16 protein-coding genes are annotated in these 15875 nt (G+C 62.2%); 5 read left to right on the top strand and 11 right to left on the bottom strand.

Annotation, left to right across the window (positions count from 1 at the left end; translation table 11 throughout):
- Window positions 1-164: 164 nt before the first annotated feature.
- Window positions 165-2495 (bottom strand): hypothetical protein, encoded by a 2331-nt coding sequence (locus tag N5D22_RS26365; RefSeq protein WP_279657983.1) that lies wholly within the window; start codon window positions 2493-2495, stop codon window positions 165-167.
- Window positions 2496-2565: 70 nt separating this feature from the next.
- The gene (locus tag N5D22_RS26360; RefSeq protein WP_046801505.1) at window positions 2566-3864 is read right to left on the bottom strand and encodes an adenylosuccinate synthase; all 1299 of its coding nucleotides are present in this window, start codon (window positions 3862-3864) and stop codon (window positions 2566-2568) included.
- Between the two features lie 241 nt (window positions 3865-4105).
- Here N5D22_RS26360 and N5D22_RS26355 point away from each other — a divergent pair, with 241 nt between their 5' ends.
- The gene (locus N5D22_RS26355; protein ID WP_279657982.1) at window positions 4106-4993 is read left to right on the top strand and encodes a DMT family transporter; all 888 of its coding nucleotides are present in this window, start codon (window positions 4106-4108) and stop codon (window positions 4991-4993) included.
- Window positions 4994-5083: 90 nt separating this feature from the next.
- On the opposite strand, the gene N5D22_RS26350 is transcribed toward N5D22_RS26355, so the two are convergent.
- Complete coding sequence (locus N5D22_RS26350) at window positions 5084-5617, bottom strand: transglutaminase-like cysteine peptidase (RefSeq protein WP_279657981.1); 534 nt, start codon at window positions 5615-5617, stop codon at window positions 5084-5086.
- A gap of 661 nt (window positions 5618-6278) precedes the next feature.
- Here N5D22_RS26350 and N5D22_RS26345 point away from each other — a divergent pair.
- On the top strand, window positions 6279-6863 hold the full coding sequence (locus N5D22_RS26345; protein WP_035228041.1) for a transglycosylase SLT domain-containing protein: 585 nt from the start codon (window positions 6279-6281) through the stop codon (window positions 6861-6863).
- Window positions 6864-7060: 197 nt separating this feature from the next.
- Here the strand turns inward: N5D22_RS26345 and N5D22_RS26340 are convergent, their stop codons facing one another.
- The 5 genes from N5D22_RS26340 to N5D22_RS26320 all read right to left on the bottom strand — a co-directional run bounded on the left by N5D22_RS26340 (window position 7061) and on the right by N5D22_RS26320 (window position 11314).
- Window positions 7061-7675 (bottom strand): alpha/beta hydrolase, encoded by a 615-nt coding sequence (locus N5D22_RS26340; protein ID WP_279657980.1) that lies wholly within the window; start codon window positions 7673-7675, stop codon window positions 7061-7063.
- 255 nt (window positions 7676-7930) lie between these two features.
- Complete coding sequence (locus N5D22_RS26335) at window positions 7931-8875, bottom strand: VOC family protein (protein ID WP_279657978.1); 945 nt, start codon at window positions 8873-8875, stop codon at window positions 7931-7933.
- 163 nt (window positions 8876-9038) lie between these two features.
- Complete coding sequence (locus N5D22_RS26330) at window positions 9039-10115, bottom strand: DUF2218 domain-containing protein (protein ID WP_279657976.1); 1077 nt, start codon at window positions 10113-10115, stop codon at window positions 9039-9041.
- A 71-nt stretch (window positions 10116-10186) separates the two neighbouring features.
- The gene (gene ung, locus N5D22_RS26325) at window positions 10187-10900 is read right to left on the bottom strand and encodes a uracil-DNA glycosylase (RefSeq protein WP_279657975.1); all 714 of its coding nucleotides are present in this window, start codon (window positions 10898-10900) and stop codon (window positions 10187-10189) included.
- An 18-nt stretch (window positions 10901-10918) separates the two neighbouring features.
- Window positions 10919-11314: a VOC family protein gene (locus N5D22_RS26320; RefSeq protein ID WP_279657974.1), complete on the bottom strand. Its 396-nt coding sequence runs from the start codon at window positions 11312-11314 to the stop codon at window positions 10919-10921.
- Between the two features lie 253 nt (window positions 11315-11567).
- Here N5D22_RS26320 and N5D22_RS26315 point away from each other — a divergent pair, with 253 nt between their 5' ends.
- A complete protein-coding gene (locus N5D22_RS26315; RefSeq protein ID WP_149741208.1) occupies window positions 11568-11924 on the top strand; it encodes a YbaN family protein in 357 nt (118 codons plus the stop codon).
- A 10-nt stretch (window positions 11925-11934) separates the two neighbouring features.
- On the opposite strand, the gene N5D22_RS26310 is transcribed toward N5D22_RS26315, so the two are convergent.
- From N5D22_RS26310 to N5D22_RS26300, 3 genes are read right to left on the bottom strand one after another with little or no spacing between them, the layout of a single operon-like run.
- The gene (locus N5D22_RS26310; RefSeq protein WP_279657973.1) at window positions 11935-12717 is read right to left on the bottom strand and encodes a heme ABC transporter ATP-binding protein; all 783 of its coding nucleotides are present in this window, start codon (window positions 12715-12717) and stop codon (window positions 11935-11937) included.
- Entirely contained in the window at window positions 12714-13802 is a 1089-nt protein-coding gene (locus N5D22_RS26305) for an iron ABC transporter permease (RefSeq protein WP_279657972.1), read from the bottom strand. Before N5D22_RS26305 ends, N5D22_RS26310 begins: the two co-directional genes overlap by 4 nt.
- A complete protein-coding gene (locus N5D22_RS26300) occupies window positions 13799-14692 on the bottom strand; it encodes a hemin ABC transporter substrate-binding protein (RefSeq protein WP_279657971.1) in 894 nt (297 codons plus the stop codon). The genes N5D22_RS26305 and N5D22_RS26300 overlap by 4 nt, the downstream gene beginning before the upstream one ends.
- 186 nt (window positions 14693-14878) lie before the next feature.
- Between N5D22_RS26300 and N5D22_RS26295 the strand changes: the two genes are divergently transcribed.
- Both N5D22_RS26295 and hutX read left to right on the top strand, forming a co-directional pair.
- A complete protein-coding gene (locus tag N5D22_RS26295; RefSeq protein WP_279657970.1) occupies window positions 14879-15226 on the top strand; it encodes an antibiotic biosynthesis monooxygenase in 348 nt (115 codons plus the stop codon).
- A 9-nt stretch (window positions 15227-15235) separates the two neighbouring features.
- A complete protein-coding gene (gene hutX, locus N5D22_RS26290) occupies window positions 15236-15760 on the top strand; it encodes a heme utilization cystosolic carrier protein HutX (RefSeq protein WP_279657969.1) in 525 nt (174 codons plus the stop codon).
- Window positions 15761-15875 lie beyond the last annotated feature (115 nt).

Here is a 15875-nt window from a genome sequence, read left to right as displayed (position 1 = left end):
TGTGGGGGAGATGCCCGGCAGGGCAGAGGGGGGTGAGCCGCACCCACCCACATCACCAAAACCCATCACCCGACAAAGCAAAGACAACGCCGCAGCCATTCCACAAGCACGTCGCCCTTTTTGCCATATAACAAAAAGGGCGGCCCGAGCCGCCCTTTCAATCCTTATTGACCGCCCGTCGCCGGCGTCGCCGCCGCCCATTCGCTGAGCGCCTTGTCGAAGGCGGCGATGCCGTCATTGCCCTTTTGCAGGGTCAGCAGCGCACGCCGGCCATTGCGGTAGGAAACAGGAATGTCGATCCAGTTACGGCTCTTCAGAAGCTCCAGATTGGTCTTCATCGCATCCGGGAAGTCGTTGAGCGCGATCATGTGGAAATCGTCGGTGATCTTGGCCGGAACCGCGATCAGCGCGTTGCCACGATCCTGCTCGGTGCTCTTCATCGCGATGCGCTGCACGCTGTCGATAGCGCCGCCTTCGAAGCCGGGTGAAACCGAGAAGACGATCTCGATCAGATGGCTGGCCGGCAGCGACGGATCGGTATTGCGCTTGAAGGTGATCAGCGCGCTGAGGCCACGGCCGGGAACGGTGATCTGGCCCTGCACGGTCGGCGAAGGTTTGCCTTCCGCATCATTTTCCTGCTGCAGCGACCAGGAAACGCTGCCCTGAATGGCGGTCGGCACCGTCTGACCCAGCACTTCCTCATAAAGGAACATGCGGTCGCCGGCGGCGGCGGCAGGCTGCTGCGCCGGCGGTGTGCCGGCAGGCGTTCCAGCCGGCGCACCGGCATTGTTGGCCGGAGCCTCGCCCGCAGGCGGCGGCGCGACATTCTGCTCATAGACCGACTGGCCTTCCGCCGTAACCGGCTGGCCGTTCGCGCCCGGCGCCGGGCCCTCGTCACGCTCGGTGCCGTCGGCCAGAAGCCGCTGGGTAAACTTTGTGCCGGTGACGGAGCCGTCATCGCCATGGGTCGGCGTCTGATGGTTGGTCGGGGTTGTCGGCTGCTGCCCCGTGGCGGGCGGCTGCTGGGTCGCCGGCGGTGTCGAGGTCTGCGCCTCACCCATACCGTTCGAAGCCGTCTGGCTGGTGCCGCCGTTCTGTGCAGAGCTGACCAGCCCGCCGACCATATCGTTCAGCGCATCGCGGTTCATCCACACGGCATAACCGCCGCCGGCCAGCAGCGCCACGCCGACGAGGGCGAGCACAACCGACGCATAATTGCGGCGCGGCTTCTTCTTGACCATATAGGCGGGTGTCGCGGCGGCGGCGCCCACACCGTTCGTTTCGTCCGAAGCCTGACGGCTGGAGGACGACGCGCCGTCATAACCGATCAGCTCGTCCAGATCGTCCCAGGGCGTGCGTTCCTTGTTGTCCTTTGCCGCAGCCTGATCGCCGAAGGGATCGTTATCCGCGCGCGGCAGTGCCGGCGCGCCCTTGGCGGGAATGGCAATATCCGCATCCTGAAAATAGGACGAGAAATCCTCGACAACAGCCGCCTTTTTCGGGGCTGCCTCTTCCGCCTGGCGGGGCTCGGAAAAATCGTGCCGGCCGCCGAACACCGGAGCATGCTCCACAGCGGCCGGGCCCAAATGGTCGTCCGCCTCGCGCCGCTCATCCTTTTCGTAAGGGGCCGGCTCGAAACTGACTTCCGGTTCCTGATAATGCTGTGCGGCATAACCGGCCACAAGCGGGCGTTCGCCGCCCTCATTGCCGATATCCTCATATTCGCCGGCAACCGGACGCACATCGTCGTCCCGCGCTTCGTCGAGCTTGCGCCAGTCGTCCTCATCCACCGGCTGCGCCCAATGGGAGGGAACGGAATCATCGGCGGGGACGGGCGCCGTTTCAGGCTCCACATGGTCGTCGTGCAGCTGCTGAACCGGCTCTTCTTCAGCGCGGGTAAAATAGGTGCCGACCTCCTCGTGGGAAGCGGCTGCCCGGGCCGGTGCGGCGTGCGCCGGTTCCGGCGCATCATAAAGCTCTTCCGGCTCACGCTCACCATAATGCCGCTCGTCATCAAGAGCGTGGGCGTCGTGCCGGGTTTCGTCGTGATGGGCGGGCTCTTCGTAAACGGGCTTCGGCTCTTCGGCCTCAACCGATACCGGTTCCTCATAGGCCGGCTCGTGCCGCTCCTCTTCGCGGTCGGCGACGGGTTCCGCTTCGGCAGCCTGTTCCGGCTCGGCGGCGCGGGCCGCGTCTTCGTCGGCAGCATCCTGCTGGTGATAGGATGCCGCCGTCTCTTCCGCAGCCGGCGAGACAGCGTCATCATCCTCAAGCGCCGGAAGCGCCTCGGCATATTCGCTGTCCACCTCTGATATGGCAGCGTCCAGCTTGGCGATCTGCCGGCGCAACAATTCTTCCGGCGGACGTGGCTTCATATTCTCGAGTTGGCGCACAACAGCACTGCGCGCCTTGTCGTAAACCTTCGCCCGGTTTTCGGGAGTATTGTTCGCCAAGCCATCCACGGCCTTGCGAATGACTGCTACAAAATCCGCCATAAGCACTTTCTCGTCGTGACCGGCGACGTACCGGCCCGATATGGTTTATGAATCTAGATCGCCGAGGACATTAATCCTCAAACGGATCAGTCACAAGTATGGTGTCGTCACGCTCCGGACTTGTCGACAGAAGTGCGACAGGCGCCCCGATCAATTCCTCGACCTGACGGACATATTTGATTGCCTGAGCAGGCAAATCCGCCCATTTTCGGGCACCGACGGTAGATTCCTTCCAGCCTTCCAGCGTGATGTAGATCGGCTCGACACGCGCCTGCGCGCCCTGGCTGGCCGGAAGATGGTCGATTTCCTGCCCGTCAAGCTTGTAGCCGACGCAGATTTTCAGCTCGTCGAGACCGTCGAGAACATCAAGCTTGGTGAGCGCGATGCCGGTAATGCCGTTGGTGGCGACCGACTGGCGCACCAGTGCGGCGTCAAACCAGCCGCAGCGGCGCTTGCGGCCGGTGACGGTGCCGAATTCATGGCCCTTTTCGCCCAGGAACTGGCCGATCTCGTCGTTCAGCTCTGTCGGGAACGGGCCCTCGCCGACGCGGGTGGTGTAAGCCTTGGTAATGCCGAGAATATAACCCAGCGAACCCGGACCCATGCCCGAACCGGCGGCGGCCTGGCCGGCAACCGTGTTGGAAGAGGTCACATAGGGGTATGTGCCATGGTCGATATCGAGCAGCGAGCCTTGAGCGCCCTCGAACAGGATGCGCGCACCGGCGCGACGCTTCTTGTCGAGCAGCAGCCAGACGGTTTCGCTGAACGGCAGGATGCGCTCGGCAATCGAGCCCAGCTCTTCCATGATCGTCTCGTGCGAAACCTCGGTCGCGCCGAAACCACGACGCAGCGCGTTATGATGCGTCAGGATGCGGTCGACCTTAGCGGAAAGCGCCTCCATGTCGGCGAGGTCCATGACGCGGATGGCGCGGCGGCCAACCTTGTCTTCATAGGCCGGGCCGATGCCGCGGCGGGTGGTGCCGATCTTCGTGCCGCTGTTGGAGGCCGCATCTTCGCGCATGCCATCAAGCTCGCGGTGCAGCGAAAGAATGAGGGTGGCATTGTCGGCAATACGCAGGTTTTCCGGGGTAACCTTCACGCCCTGCGCTTCCAGACGGCCGATTTCGGCGATCAGTGCATGCGGATCGACCACGACGCCATTGCCGATGACGGCGAGCTTGCCGGGACGCACGACGCCGGAGGGCAGAAGCGAAAGCTTGTAGCTGATGCCATCGATGACAAGCGTATGGCCGGCATTATGGCCGCCCTGATACCGCACGACGACATCTGCCCGCTCGGACAGCCAGTCGACAATCTTGCCTTTGCCTTCGTCGCCCCATTGCGAGCCGACCACCACAACATTCGTCATTTCTTGCTTTCCTGCTCATGGCGCTTGCGCGCCCGATAACCCGATGGGAAACCCAAACCCGCGAATGTATACTGTGTTGTTTTACGGAAAGCGACCCTGTTTCTTATGGAGAATTTTGCTTTTTCCGTGACAAGGCGCGGATTTCCCGCATTATCTCGCCCCGTGGGGGCCAGGCGCGGGCGCAAGACCGCCATTCACCCCTTAGCCGTTTTCCCGCCCCGTGAAGAAGCGAAACATCAGCGTGCCCTCCAAAGCCTATATCGCCCTCATCATCGCCACGCTCTGCTGGGGCGGCAACACCGTTGCCGGCAAGCTGGCCGTCGGCCACATCAGCCCCATGGCCTTCACCTTCCTGCGCTGGGTCTTCGCCGTCGCCATCATCTTCGCCATTTCCGTACCGCAGCTTATCAGGGACTGGCCGGTGGTGAAAAAACGCCTGCCCTATTTCTTCGTGCTCGGCAGCGTCGGTTATACCGCCTTCAACGTGTTTCTCTACACGGCCCTGCAACACACCTCGGCCATCAATGCCGCCGTCATCCAGGCCGGCATTCCCATGGTCATCTTCGTGCTGAATTTCATGCTGTTCCGCACCCGCGTGCTGTTCGGCCAGATCGCCGGCTTCTGCCTCACCATATCAGGTGTGGCGCTTCTCGCCTCGCATGGCGATCCGGTCTCGCTGCTGCAACTGGAAATGAATGTCGGCGACGCCGTCATGCTGCTCGCCGTGCTGGTCTATGCCATCTACACCGTCATCCTGCGCTGGAAACCGGCCGTCGACTGGCGCACGCTGATGGCCATCCCCGCCTTTTTCGCCCTCCTCACCTCGGTACCACTGGTCTTCTGGGAAATGTCGCGCGACAGCGTCATCTGGCCGGATCAGAAGGGTTGGGTGCTGGTGGTCTATGCCGCCATTTTTGCGTCGCTCATCGCGCAGATCCTCTACATCAAGGGTGTGGAGCAGATCGGCGCCAACCGCGCCGGCCTCTTCATCAACCTCGTGCCGGTCTTCGGCACGCTGCTTTCCGTCGTCGTGCTCAGCGAAACGCTGCATACCTACCAGGTTATGGCTCTCATCATGGCGCTGGCAGGCATTGCCGTGGCCGAACGAAAAAAATCGCCGGCTTCCTGAACCAACAGGATCAGGAAAACCGGCGCAGTCTGGCAGGCATGAAAGAATGGAGCATCGGACCGAAAATCTTTCCGATGCTCGAACGAAAGGTCAGAGCGCGGTTTCGCGCTTGGCCGGAGAAAGGACGGCGTTGCCAAGGACGATATCGCCCTTGTCGGTGGTGACGATCAGCACTTTTTCGAGCGATCCGTCATTGTTCAGCGAAAAGGCAAGGCGCAGCGCGCTGGAAGACCAGCCGGCGCCGGCAAGGGCGGTGCGCTTGATCGCCGCGCAATCGCCGCAATCGCCAAGGCTCAACGACGGTGTTGCCGGAACATCGGTTGCAAAACCGGAGAAATAATCGTCGAGTGCGCCCATGGTGGCGTTCACATCGCGGTTGACGCGCAGCAGCTCCTCGCGGCGCTCACCCGTCAGCGGCGCGGCGATGGTGGAGACGCATTGGCCGGCGGAAAGAACGCAGCCATCGAAACCATCAGGCGCGGAAACACCGATCTGCGTCACCGCAGACTTCTCGACGGCGGCAAAACCGCGGGCAAAACCGGCAGCGCCAGCCGCATCGGCATGGGTGGACATGGAAGCGACGGCAATTCCGCAGATGGCGGCAGCAATAATCTTCTTCAGCATTTCATACCCCGTTTGGCGATCCGCCGGCTTGTGCCGGTCTCGATTTCATTGTGGAGCGTCTCGTTCAGAGGCCGCTCCCCGTCTGTGATCCCACAATGGCACAGCACTGTTTTCAGGGGCTTTAAGCTGATTGCTACAATTTTATCGGTTTTCATTTTTGTACAGCGAGCGCTCTTTTTCGAATATGCGCCGATATCGTCACCGCGAATTCCGCGGCAACGTCGGGAAGCGATAAGGGGGCCGCATCGCTGCGGGGGTATCAAAGGGTATTGCAGGGTTTGCAGACGATGCGGCCCCGGCTTGAAACATATGACCCGCCCGCCAAACCGGTTCCTGTTTGGAGGATGGGCATAGGCCGGCCGCCTCAACCGTGACATCGGGAAACTCCCCGGTTTCGGCCGCCTGCCCCGTCCATCCTGCGCCGCGCGCACGCCTGATGACCGGGATGGACCAAGTATAGCCGGGCCGGCGGCACCGTGGACGTGCGGGGATGAACGCTTCTTGAAAAAAGGCGCTCGGGAGGCGGCCTCGCCCCATCCCGGCCACAGGAATTTTCAGCGGGTTAACGGCCGCCCGATCGGCGGCATTTGAATTAACCTTGTCTTAAAACCCGACGTTAATGGTTAGCAATTTAAGAATAGCGGAACGAAAGGGTTCCGTTATGCGTGGCGTATTTGCCGTTGTTTTTCTGATGCTCGTTCTGGCCGGCTGCGCCACCGCACCGTCGCAGGTGACCAATGCCTGTGCGATTTTCGAGCAGCGCAACGGCATCTTCAACAACTGGCGGCGCGACGCGAAAGCGGCCGAGCGGGAATTCGGCGTGCCCGTGCCTGTCATGATGGCGACGATCTATACCGAATCCGCCTTCCGCCCCTATGCGCGACCGCCGCGCACCAAGCTTCTCGGCTTCATTCCGTGGAAACGCCAGTCGACCGCCTATGGTTATGCGCAGGCGCTTGATGGCACATGGGGTGTTTACCAGCGTGAAACAGGCCGCTGGTCGGCAAGCCGCACCGATTTCACCGACGCCATCCACTTCGTCGGCTGGTATCACGCCAAGAGCCGCCGCGAGAACGGCATTTCGCTGAACGACCCCTATAATCTCTACCTCGCCTATTATTCCGGCCATGCCGGTTATGCGAAGGGCAGCTGGCGCAACAATTCCGGCGTCCAGAAGGCCGCCCGCCGCTCCGCCAACATGGCGCTGCGCTACGAGGCGCAGCTGCAGCAATGCGGCTATCGCTGAGGTGAGACTCGACAAATTCACTGGAGAACGGGGGACGGAGTAGCAGACCTCCGCCGTCATCCTCGGGCTTGACCCGAGGATCCATGGTCACGCCGGGCGGTGGATCCTCGGGTCAAGCCCGAGGATGACGTTTTGTCCGGAGCGGCATCGTGCCGGAACGGTTGCGCCAGACGGAGAACAGCTGTGCAGCCATACGCCTATTCCCCGTAAGCCGCCAGAAATGCCCTGACCGCGTCGATCTCGCCGGAGCGTATCTCATGCCCGCCCGGATGCCACACGGTTTCCACCGTACCGCCCTGCGCCTTGAGGCTCTCTCCCAGCGCCTTCGTCAGCGGCACCGGGCAGATCGGATCACGCTCGCCGGCCGTGATCAGCACCCGGCGGGTGGCTTTGGCCGGCGAAATTTCCGGTTCGAACGGGATGAGCGGATGCATCAGCACCGCAGCGTCGAAAAGCCCGGGCTGTTCGATCAGTACATTGGCGAGGATATTCGCGCCATTGGAAAAGCCGAGGCCGATGACCGGACCGGCCTGATAATGTTCCCGGTTCGCCTTGATGAAATCCGCCATCTTGACGGTCGCCCGCTGAAGATCGGCCATGTCGTAGACGCCTTCGCCCGTACGGCGGAAAAAACGCGCCGCACCGTGCTCGGAAACATCGCCGACCGGCGAAAGAATGGTGGCCTCAGGCAACAGACGCGAGCCGAAATCGAAAAACTGGTTCTCATCGCCGCCCGTGCCGTGCAGCAGAACGAAAAGCGGTGCGCCTGCGAGGCCGGCGCGGGATTTGTGGAAATAGCTGTCCTTGGTCATGGGAGAATCCCTTTCTGAAAGGAGGAGGTTTAACGGCTTCCGCACGGCCTCTTCGGCCAGGCAGGGCGATCAGATGGAGCGAATGGACGCGGCTTGCTTCTTCTCCCCGCCGGGGAGAAGTCCGCGGCAGCGGGATGAGGGGCAAGGGTGCGGTCCATCGTGAGCGTTGCCCCCTCATCCGACCCTTCGGGCCACCTTCTCCCCAAACGGGGAGAAGAAATACGTGGCAATGTCCTGCCAAACGCTATTGAGCGGTCAAACCGCCTTCTCGTCCCCCAGCGGCTCAAGATGCTCTTCCAGCACGGAGCGCAGATGCGCATGCTGGGTCGGCAGCTTCAGCGCCTCGCCGAGATGGGCAGTGTCCTCGTCGCGGTCGAAACCCGGTTCGTTGGTGGCCACTTCGAACAGCACGCCGCCCGGCGTGCGGAAATAGATCGCCCAGAAATAATCGCGGTCGATGACGGGGGTGACCTGATAGCCGGTATCCATCAGCGCCTTGCGCACCTCCAGCTGCTTTTCGCGGTTTTCGACCGCAAAGGCGATGTGGTGCACGGAGCCTGCTCCCAGGCGTGCGCCCGAAATATTCGGCATGGTTTCGATGTCGATAAAGTCGGCGCCGTTGCCGCCGGCAATGCCGAGGCGCAGAACGCCATCCTGACGATCCACTTCCTGATAGCCCATGAATTTCAGGAGCTCGGCCGTTGCACCTTCATCGCGAAGTCGCAGCGAGGCACCCTGAAAACCATGGATCGCCTGATCCGCGCCGACGCCATTGCCGATCCATTGCGCACGGTTGTCGTCCCTGACCTCGACCAGCGCAAAACCGTCGCCATCGGGACCTGCAAAATGCAGGCGCTTGTTGCCGAAGGCCTCATCGGCCTTCAGGCCATCGACACCGGCTTTGGAAAGACGGTCCTGCCAGTAGCCGAGCGATCCTTCCGGAACGGAAAACAGCGTCGTGCCAACCTCGCCGGTGCCGGGACGGCCGCGGGCGATGTGCGGGAACGGAAAATAGGTCATGACGGAGCCGGGCGTGCCGACCTCATCGCCATAATAGAGATGATAGACGTCAGGCGCGTCGAAATTGACCGTCTTCTTCACCCGGCGCAGGCCGAGCGTATCGGTGAAAAAGCTGTTGTTCTGGCGCGCGCTCGCCGCCATCGAGGTGACGTGGTGCAGGCCCTTGATCTGGTTGAGCATGATAAACCCCTTTCGGCTCACCGGCCCCGGAAAGGAGCCCGCCGTGTTTCATGAGCCGAAAATGGGGTAAGAATGCCGCGTCGTACAGAGAGAACAATCCGAACGGATTGTTCACAAAAAGAAGACGTAGATTTGGATGCCGGATCACTCCTGGCGTCAACGATCAGTGGTCGTCGGCGACACCCATGGTCCAATAACCGACGGCGCGCAGCGCCGCCTTCGGCAGGGCGATCTCATCGGTCAGGAAGGATTTTGCCGCCCTCGCCTCGGATTTCTCGCAGGCGACGAAGACATGCAGGCCTTCATGGTCGGCGCTCCAGGCGTGGTCACGCAACGCCTTTTCGATGAGGCCGGTGGTGCCGGCGGGCTTGCCGCGGCGATAAAGCCATGTCCACTCGACATTGGCAGCGCAGACGATCTCCTGCCGCTCGGCCTCGTCGTCGATCTCGGCATAAACGCGCAGCACCTTGCCGGCCGGCATTTCGGCGGCCATGCGCAGCATTACCGGCAGTGCGGTTTCGTCGCCGGCAAAGACGTAGCGATCCGCCTCCGGGCAGGTACCGCTCGGGCCGATGATGCCGACAACGTCACCCGGTTTTGCCGTCGCGCCGAAGGTCGCACCCGGCATATGGTCGCCTTCATGCATGACAAAATCGATATCCACCTCGCCGCGGGCGATGTCGCCGGAGCGGATCGTATAGACGCGCCGCGTCAGGAAATCGTCATTGGCCGGCCAGACGATGGCGCCGGTGGGGGCGAGATAGGGCCAGACCGGCGCACGCGCCTGATCCGGCACCAAAAGCAGCCGCACATGCATGCCGCCGGTCAGCAGCCTTTCGATGCCGCTTTCGACCGACACGACCAGCCGGCGCATATGCGGCGTCAGATTATAGGCGCGGGCGACCTTGCCGACAAAAAGATTGGGCAATTCACGCTGTTGCGCGCCATGGCCGCTCCAGCGGAAATCCAGCCCGGTCTCGCCGGAGAATTCGACGATATGTTCGGCCACCATGGCCTTCACCGACATCAATATATGTTCGGAAATGCAGCTGACACTTGCGGCGAAACGGCCGCCTTCGGCGCTGAAGCTGCCATGGCCGTATTCCGTCTTGAACCGCACCGTAGCGCCTTCGCGTTCCATCTCCATATGCTCGGAAAAATGATCCTCGAAAGCATCGACGATCGACAGCGGATCGGGCAGCGAGACGGAGGTTTCGGCAGACAGCAGAGACACGGGCATAATCCTTCACTTTGTAGTCCGGTTATCTTTAATCCCGACAACCGCAAAGCGTAAAGGTATTTTATGAGTATCTAGAGAAGGTTTTTGTCGCTTCCCGCCGTTTCCGGCAATTGCCAGTCGATCGGCTGGCGGCCATGGGAGGCGAGAAAGGCGTTTGCCTTGGAAAAATGGCCATTGCCGAAAAAGCCGTTATGGGCGGAAAGCGGGGACGGATGCGGCGAGCGCAGCACGAGGTGCTTGCGCTGATCCACAAAAGCCGCCTTCTTCTGGGCATAGGAACCCCAGAGCAGGAAGACCACATGGTCGCATTCGTCGTTGACGGCGCGGATGACGGCGTCGGTGAATTTTTCCCAGCCCTGCCCCTGATGCGAGGCGGCGCGGGACTCTTCCACCGTCAGCACGCTGTTGAGCAGAAGTACGCCCTGTTTGGCCCAGCTTTCCAGAAAGCCGTGACCGACGGGGCGAATGCCGAGATCGCTCTGCAATTCCTTGTAAATATTGACGAGCGAAGGCGGAATGCGCACGCCCGGCTGGACGGAAAAACACAGCCCATGCGCCTGACCGAGCCCGTGATAGGGGTCCTGGCCCAAAATGACGACCTTGACCTCATCGAGAGGCGTCAGATCGAGAGCCCGGAAATATTCCGCGCCCTTCGGGAAGATGCGCTTGCCGGCGGTCTTTTCGGCAAGCAGGAACTCCTTCAGCTTGAGCATGTAGGGGTTGGCGAATTCGCCGGAAAGAACGCGTTTCCAGCTGTCTTCGAGTTTCACGCCTGCCTCTGCCATGCCCGCCTCCATTGGAGTTTATTTGAACCGGTTGCCGCGCTGCAGCACTTCGATCTTGTAACCATCCGGATCGCAGATGAAAAAGTATTTTGCGAAAGGCTGGCCCTTGTAATCGGCCTCGATGATCTTGCCGGGAGAAAGGCCGATCTCGGTGAAGCGCTGGTGTTCGGCGTCCACATCGGCAACGCTGACGGCAAGGTGGCCATAACCATCGCCCAGCGCATAGGGCACTTCGCGGCCGCGGTTGACGGTAAGCTCCAGCTCGAAATCGCCCTCGGCATTGCTGAGATAGATCAGCGTGAAATTCTCGAACTCGGCGCGTTCCGCAATTTCAAGGCCGAAAGCCTGTTTGTAAAATTCCACCGAACGCTTTTCGTCCAGCACCCGGACCATCGAGTGGATCAGCTTGGCCATGGTGTTTTCCTTCTTCTTCCTGTTGACAGCCCGGTTATGCTCCGGGCATCGCGGCCCAAGGGGATAAAGACTGAGCGTCGCGCTTTCAACCCTAAAGGCGCTCTGCGACAGGACGTAGCCGCCCGATCACGGCAAATGTGATGGCAAGAACCCCTTGGTTTTTCCGGTGCGGCCGGAACCTGCGGCAACGGGACCGCATGGTTTTGAGCCCGCCGCCCTATCCTGAGTGATGAACTCATGATACCGGCTAGGCATGCGCCTTTTATACCTCTGTCTTGGCTGGCTTATGGTCGCGACCGGCATTGTCGGCGCGTTTCTTCCCGTTTTGCCCACCACGCCCTTTCTGCTTCTGGCGCTCTGGTGTTTTTCCCGCTCTTCGCCAAAACTCGAGGCCTGGCTGCTGGCCCACCCCAGATTCGGGCCTTCCCTGCGGCGATGGCGCGAACGCGGCGCAATCGCCCGCAAAGCCAAGATCGCGGCGCTTTCGGCCATGTCCGTCAGCTACGCCGCTTTCTGGTTCCTGAGCGAGCCGCCGCCATTGCGGGCGGCCATCGTCGCCGCCGTCATGCTCGGCTCGGCGCTCTTCATCGCCACGCGGCCGGAAAGCTGAGATACCCCTGCTAACGATGCCGCGACTGCGGCAGCACATAAGGAATATGCCGCGCCGGCAGCCGCCCGACGACGCCGCCAATGCCATAGACCCTTGCAATCGTCTCGTCGCTGATCGTTTCAAGCGACGGGCCGCTGGCCGTCACCCGGCCGCCATGCATGACGATAAGTTGATCGGCAAATTCCGCCGCAAGATTGAGATCGTGCAGGATGGCGAGCACCAGCCCGCCGCCGCTTGCAAAATCCCGCGCCGTTTCCAGCACGGCGATCTGGTGGCCGATATCGAGACTTGCGGTGGGCTCGTCGAGAAAGAGCGCCCGCGCCTCACCATTTTCCATAGGAAAAGGCACCTGCGCCAATGCCCGGGCAAACTGCACCCGCTGCTGTTCGCCGCCTGAGAGCATGTTGTAGGACCGTTGCTCGAAACCGCGCAGCCCCGCCTTGGCAAGCGCCCGGCGAGCCTGCTCTTCCGGCGCACGCGACCCCTGCGCCACCGCCCCCATGCGCACGATTTCGAGCGCCGTGAAAGGGAAGGCAAGCTGGGTGTTCTGCGGCAGCACGGCCCTGAGACGCGCAAGCTGGACCGGCGTGAAGGCCGGCAGGGCGACATCATTATAGGTCACCGAGCCGCTTTCGGCCCGCATCTCGCCCGAGAGAACCTTCATCAGCGTCGATTTGCCCGCACCGTTGGGGCCAATGATGACATTGACCTTGCCCGGTTTCAGATCGACGCTGACGGCATCGAGAAGCCGGCGGCCGGAGCGGATGAGGGTGAGGTTTTCGGCCCGGATCATGGCGCATTCCGCATGGAAAAGCCGCCGCGGCCGAGCAGCAGGAACAGGAAGACCGGCGCGCCGATCAGCGCCGTGACCACGCCGATGGGCAATTCCGCCGGCGCGGCCACCGTACGGGCGAAACTGTCGGCCAGAAGCAAAAGCGCGGCGCCGCCAAGTGCCGAGGCCGGCAGCAGGAAGCGGTGCGACGGGCCAATGGCAAGGCGAAGCAGATGCGGCACGACGATACCGACGAAACCGATGGAACCGGCCGCCGCCACGCTCGCCCCGCAGGCGGCGGCGACGGCGAGGATGACGATCCGCTTCAGCCGCTGCACCGGAATGCCCATGTGAAAGGCGGCGGCATCGCCGAGGATCAGCGCATCCAGCCCGCGGGCGACGAAAGGAATGATGGCGAGAACGACGATGATGAAGGGCAAGGTGGTGAGCACCTTGGCGGGTGTTGCCCCGCCCAGCGAACCGAGCGACCAGAAGGTGATGTCGCGCAGCGCCCGGTCGTCGGCGACAAAGATCATCAGCCCGGTCAGCGCGCCGCTGATGGCCGCCACCGCAATGCCGGCCAGAATGAGCGTGGTGGTGGAGGTCGCGCCATCCTTGGTGGCGATCAGGTAGAGCACCCAGGTGTTCAGCAGTCCGCCGAAAAATGCCATGATCGGCAGGAAATGCGGGCCGAAAAACACGGCGACGGCGGCAAACGCGCCCTCTCCGAGAGAAATGGCCGCGACAGCAAACAGCGCCGCACCCGAGGTGACGCCGACAATGCCGGGATCGGCCAGCGGATTGCGGAACAGGCCCTGCATCATCGCCCCCGAAACGGCAAGCCCGGCGCCGATCAACATGCCGAGCGCCGTGCGCGGCAGGCGCACGGCTTCGAGAATGACTTTGTCGCGCGCGTCGAGTTGAGCCGCGCCACCGGTCAGATAGGTCCAGAGTTCGGAAAGGCCGACGCCCGTGGGCCCGCTGACAAGCGATACGCCACAGGCAAACAGCAATATGCCGACGAGCACGGCCAGGGTGACGATGCCCTGACGGGACCTGTCGCCCAGGACCCTGTGCTCAGTGGGGTCCAAAACGGCAAGGCTCACGGCTTCACCACATCAGGGTACAGCTTGGCCGCCAGCTCACGGCCGGCAGCCGGCGTGCGCGGGCCGAAACCGATGAGATAAAGCCCGTCCATGCTGATGAGCGCCTTGCTGGCCGCAGCCGGCGTGGACTGGAAAGCGGGAAGCGCGAAAATCTCTTCCGCCTTGGCGGCATGGTCGCCGCGCGCCATGGTCAGCACCACGTCAGGGGCGGCGGCAATCACCGCCTCATCCGTCAGCGGCTTGTAACCGCTGATCTCCTGAACCGCATTGATGCCGCCTGCCATTTCGATGATCGCCGCCGCTTCCGTATCCTTGCCCGCCGCCATCACCCGGCCGCCGGCGCTGGAGAGCAGGAAGAGCACCCGCTTCCTGTCCTTTTCCGGCACGGAGGCGGCATCCCTGGCAAGCGCATCGAGCCCGGCCCTGGTCTCCGCAGCCAGCGCCCCGGCTTTGTCGGAAAGACCCACGGCCGCACCGATATCCTCTATCTTCTTGGGGATGGCATCGCCGCTCGGCGGCGTGTCGACGGTGACGAAAGGCACCGCGCTTGCCTTCAAGATGGCGATGACATCGGCCGGCCCGGAACCGTCCTCGGAGAGAATGAGATCGGGCTTCTGCGACAGGATGCCCTCTGACGAGAGCGCCCGCATGTAACCGATATCAGGCTTGGCAAGCGCATCGGCCGGATAGCTGCTGGTGCTGTCACGCGCCGCAATGCGATCGCCGGCACCCAGCGCATAGAGGATCTCCGTCACCGTGCCGCCCACCGCCACGATGCGTTTCGCCTCCGGATTACCCTTGTCCGAAGCCATTGCGGCCGGCGCAGTCAAGGCGATCGCGGCTGGTACGAGGGCGGCGAAAACGAGGGAATGAAGACGGGAATTCAACATGGCGTTATCCTGAAACACGACCCGGCGCAGCTTCGTCCGCGCCACTAATCTTGAGTTATTTACACATGTTTATACACCGCGCAATCGATAAGTGGAGTAATTTTGTTCGCTTTGTCGTGAACCCCTTCCCAACCCCATCCGGGCCGGATATCCTGACTGAAACAGGAAACTTAAAGGGAGACTTTCATGTTTATCGCAATGAACCGCTTTCGCGTCGTGCCGGGTTACGAGGAAACCTTCGAATCCATCTGGCGCGAGCGCAAGTCGCACCTCAGCGAACTGCCGGGCTATATCGAATTCCACATGCTGAAAGGCCCGAAGGCCGACGACCACACGCTTTATGCCTCGCACACCGTCTGGGCGACCAAGGACGACTTCCTTGCCTGGACGAAATCCGAACAGTTCCGCGCCGCCCACGCCAAGGCCGGCGAAAACCGCGGCAAGGTCGAATATCTCTCCGGCCCGCATTTCGAAGGCTTCGACGTCATCATCCATGAAGACAAGAATGGCGACCGCCGTTCGATTGCCGCCTGAGGCCGCCCGATGAGCATTGCAGTCCAAAAGACCGACGACGACAGGCAGGCCCGCGCCGCCGCGGCGCTCGCCGAAAAGCCTGACGGCATCGTCGAAACCATTGCCGCCAAGGCCGAGGTGACACCGGCCGAAATTCTGACGATCCTGCCCGAAGGTGCCGCCGTTTCCGCTGCCGCCGACCGCTTCGACGCCATCTGGAACGAGATGCGCGGCTGGGGCGAAGTCCTGATGATCGTGCAGACCGGCGATATCGTGTTCGAAGTGCCGGGCCACCTGCCGGAAGGCACGGAAAGCCACGGCTGGTTCAACATCCACGGCGACAGCCCGATTGGCGGTCACATCAAGAAGGACAATTGCGCCGGCATCACCTTTGTCGATCGCGGCTTCCACGGCCGCCGCTCCTGTTCCGTCTGGTTCATGAACGCCGCCGGCGGCGCCATGTTCAAGATTTTCGTCCGCCGCGACGAGAACAAGGAACTGCTGGCCGGGCAGCTGGCAAAGTTCGAAGCGCTGCGGGACGGTTTCCGCGGCTGAGACCGACGGAGAGGTCGTCATCGACCTCCCCGCCACCCTCATTCCAGTGTTTGGCGTAGGAATGAGGGTAGAGGGATGCAAACTAGATAGATCCGCCAAACGCTCCCTTGTCATC

Source organism: Agrobacterium sp. GD03872 (assembly GCF_029840625.1).
GTDB lineage: Bacteria > Pseudomonadota > Alphaproteobacteria > Rhizobiales > Rhizobiaceae > Agrobacterium > Agrobacterium fabrum_A.
Note: the sequence above shows the minus strand (reverse complement) of the source record. Positions and strands in the feature narration are given on the sequence as shown.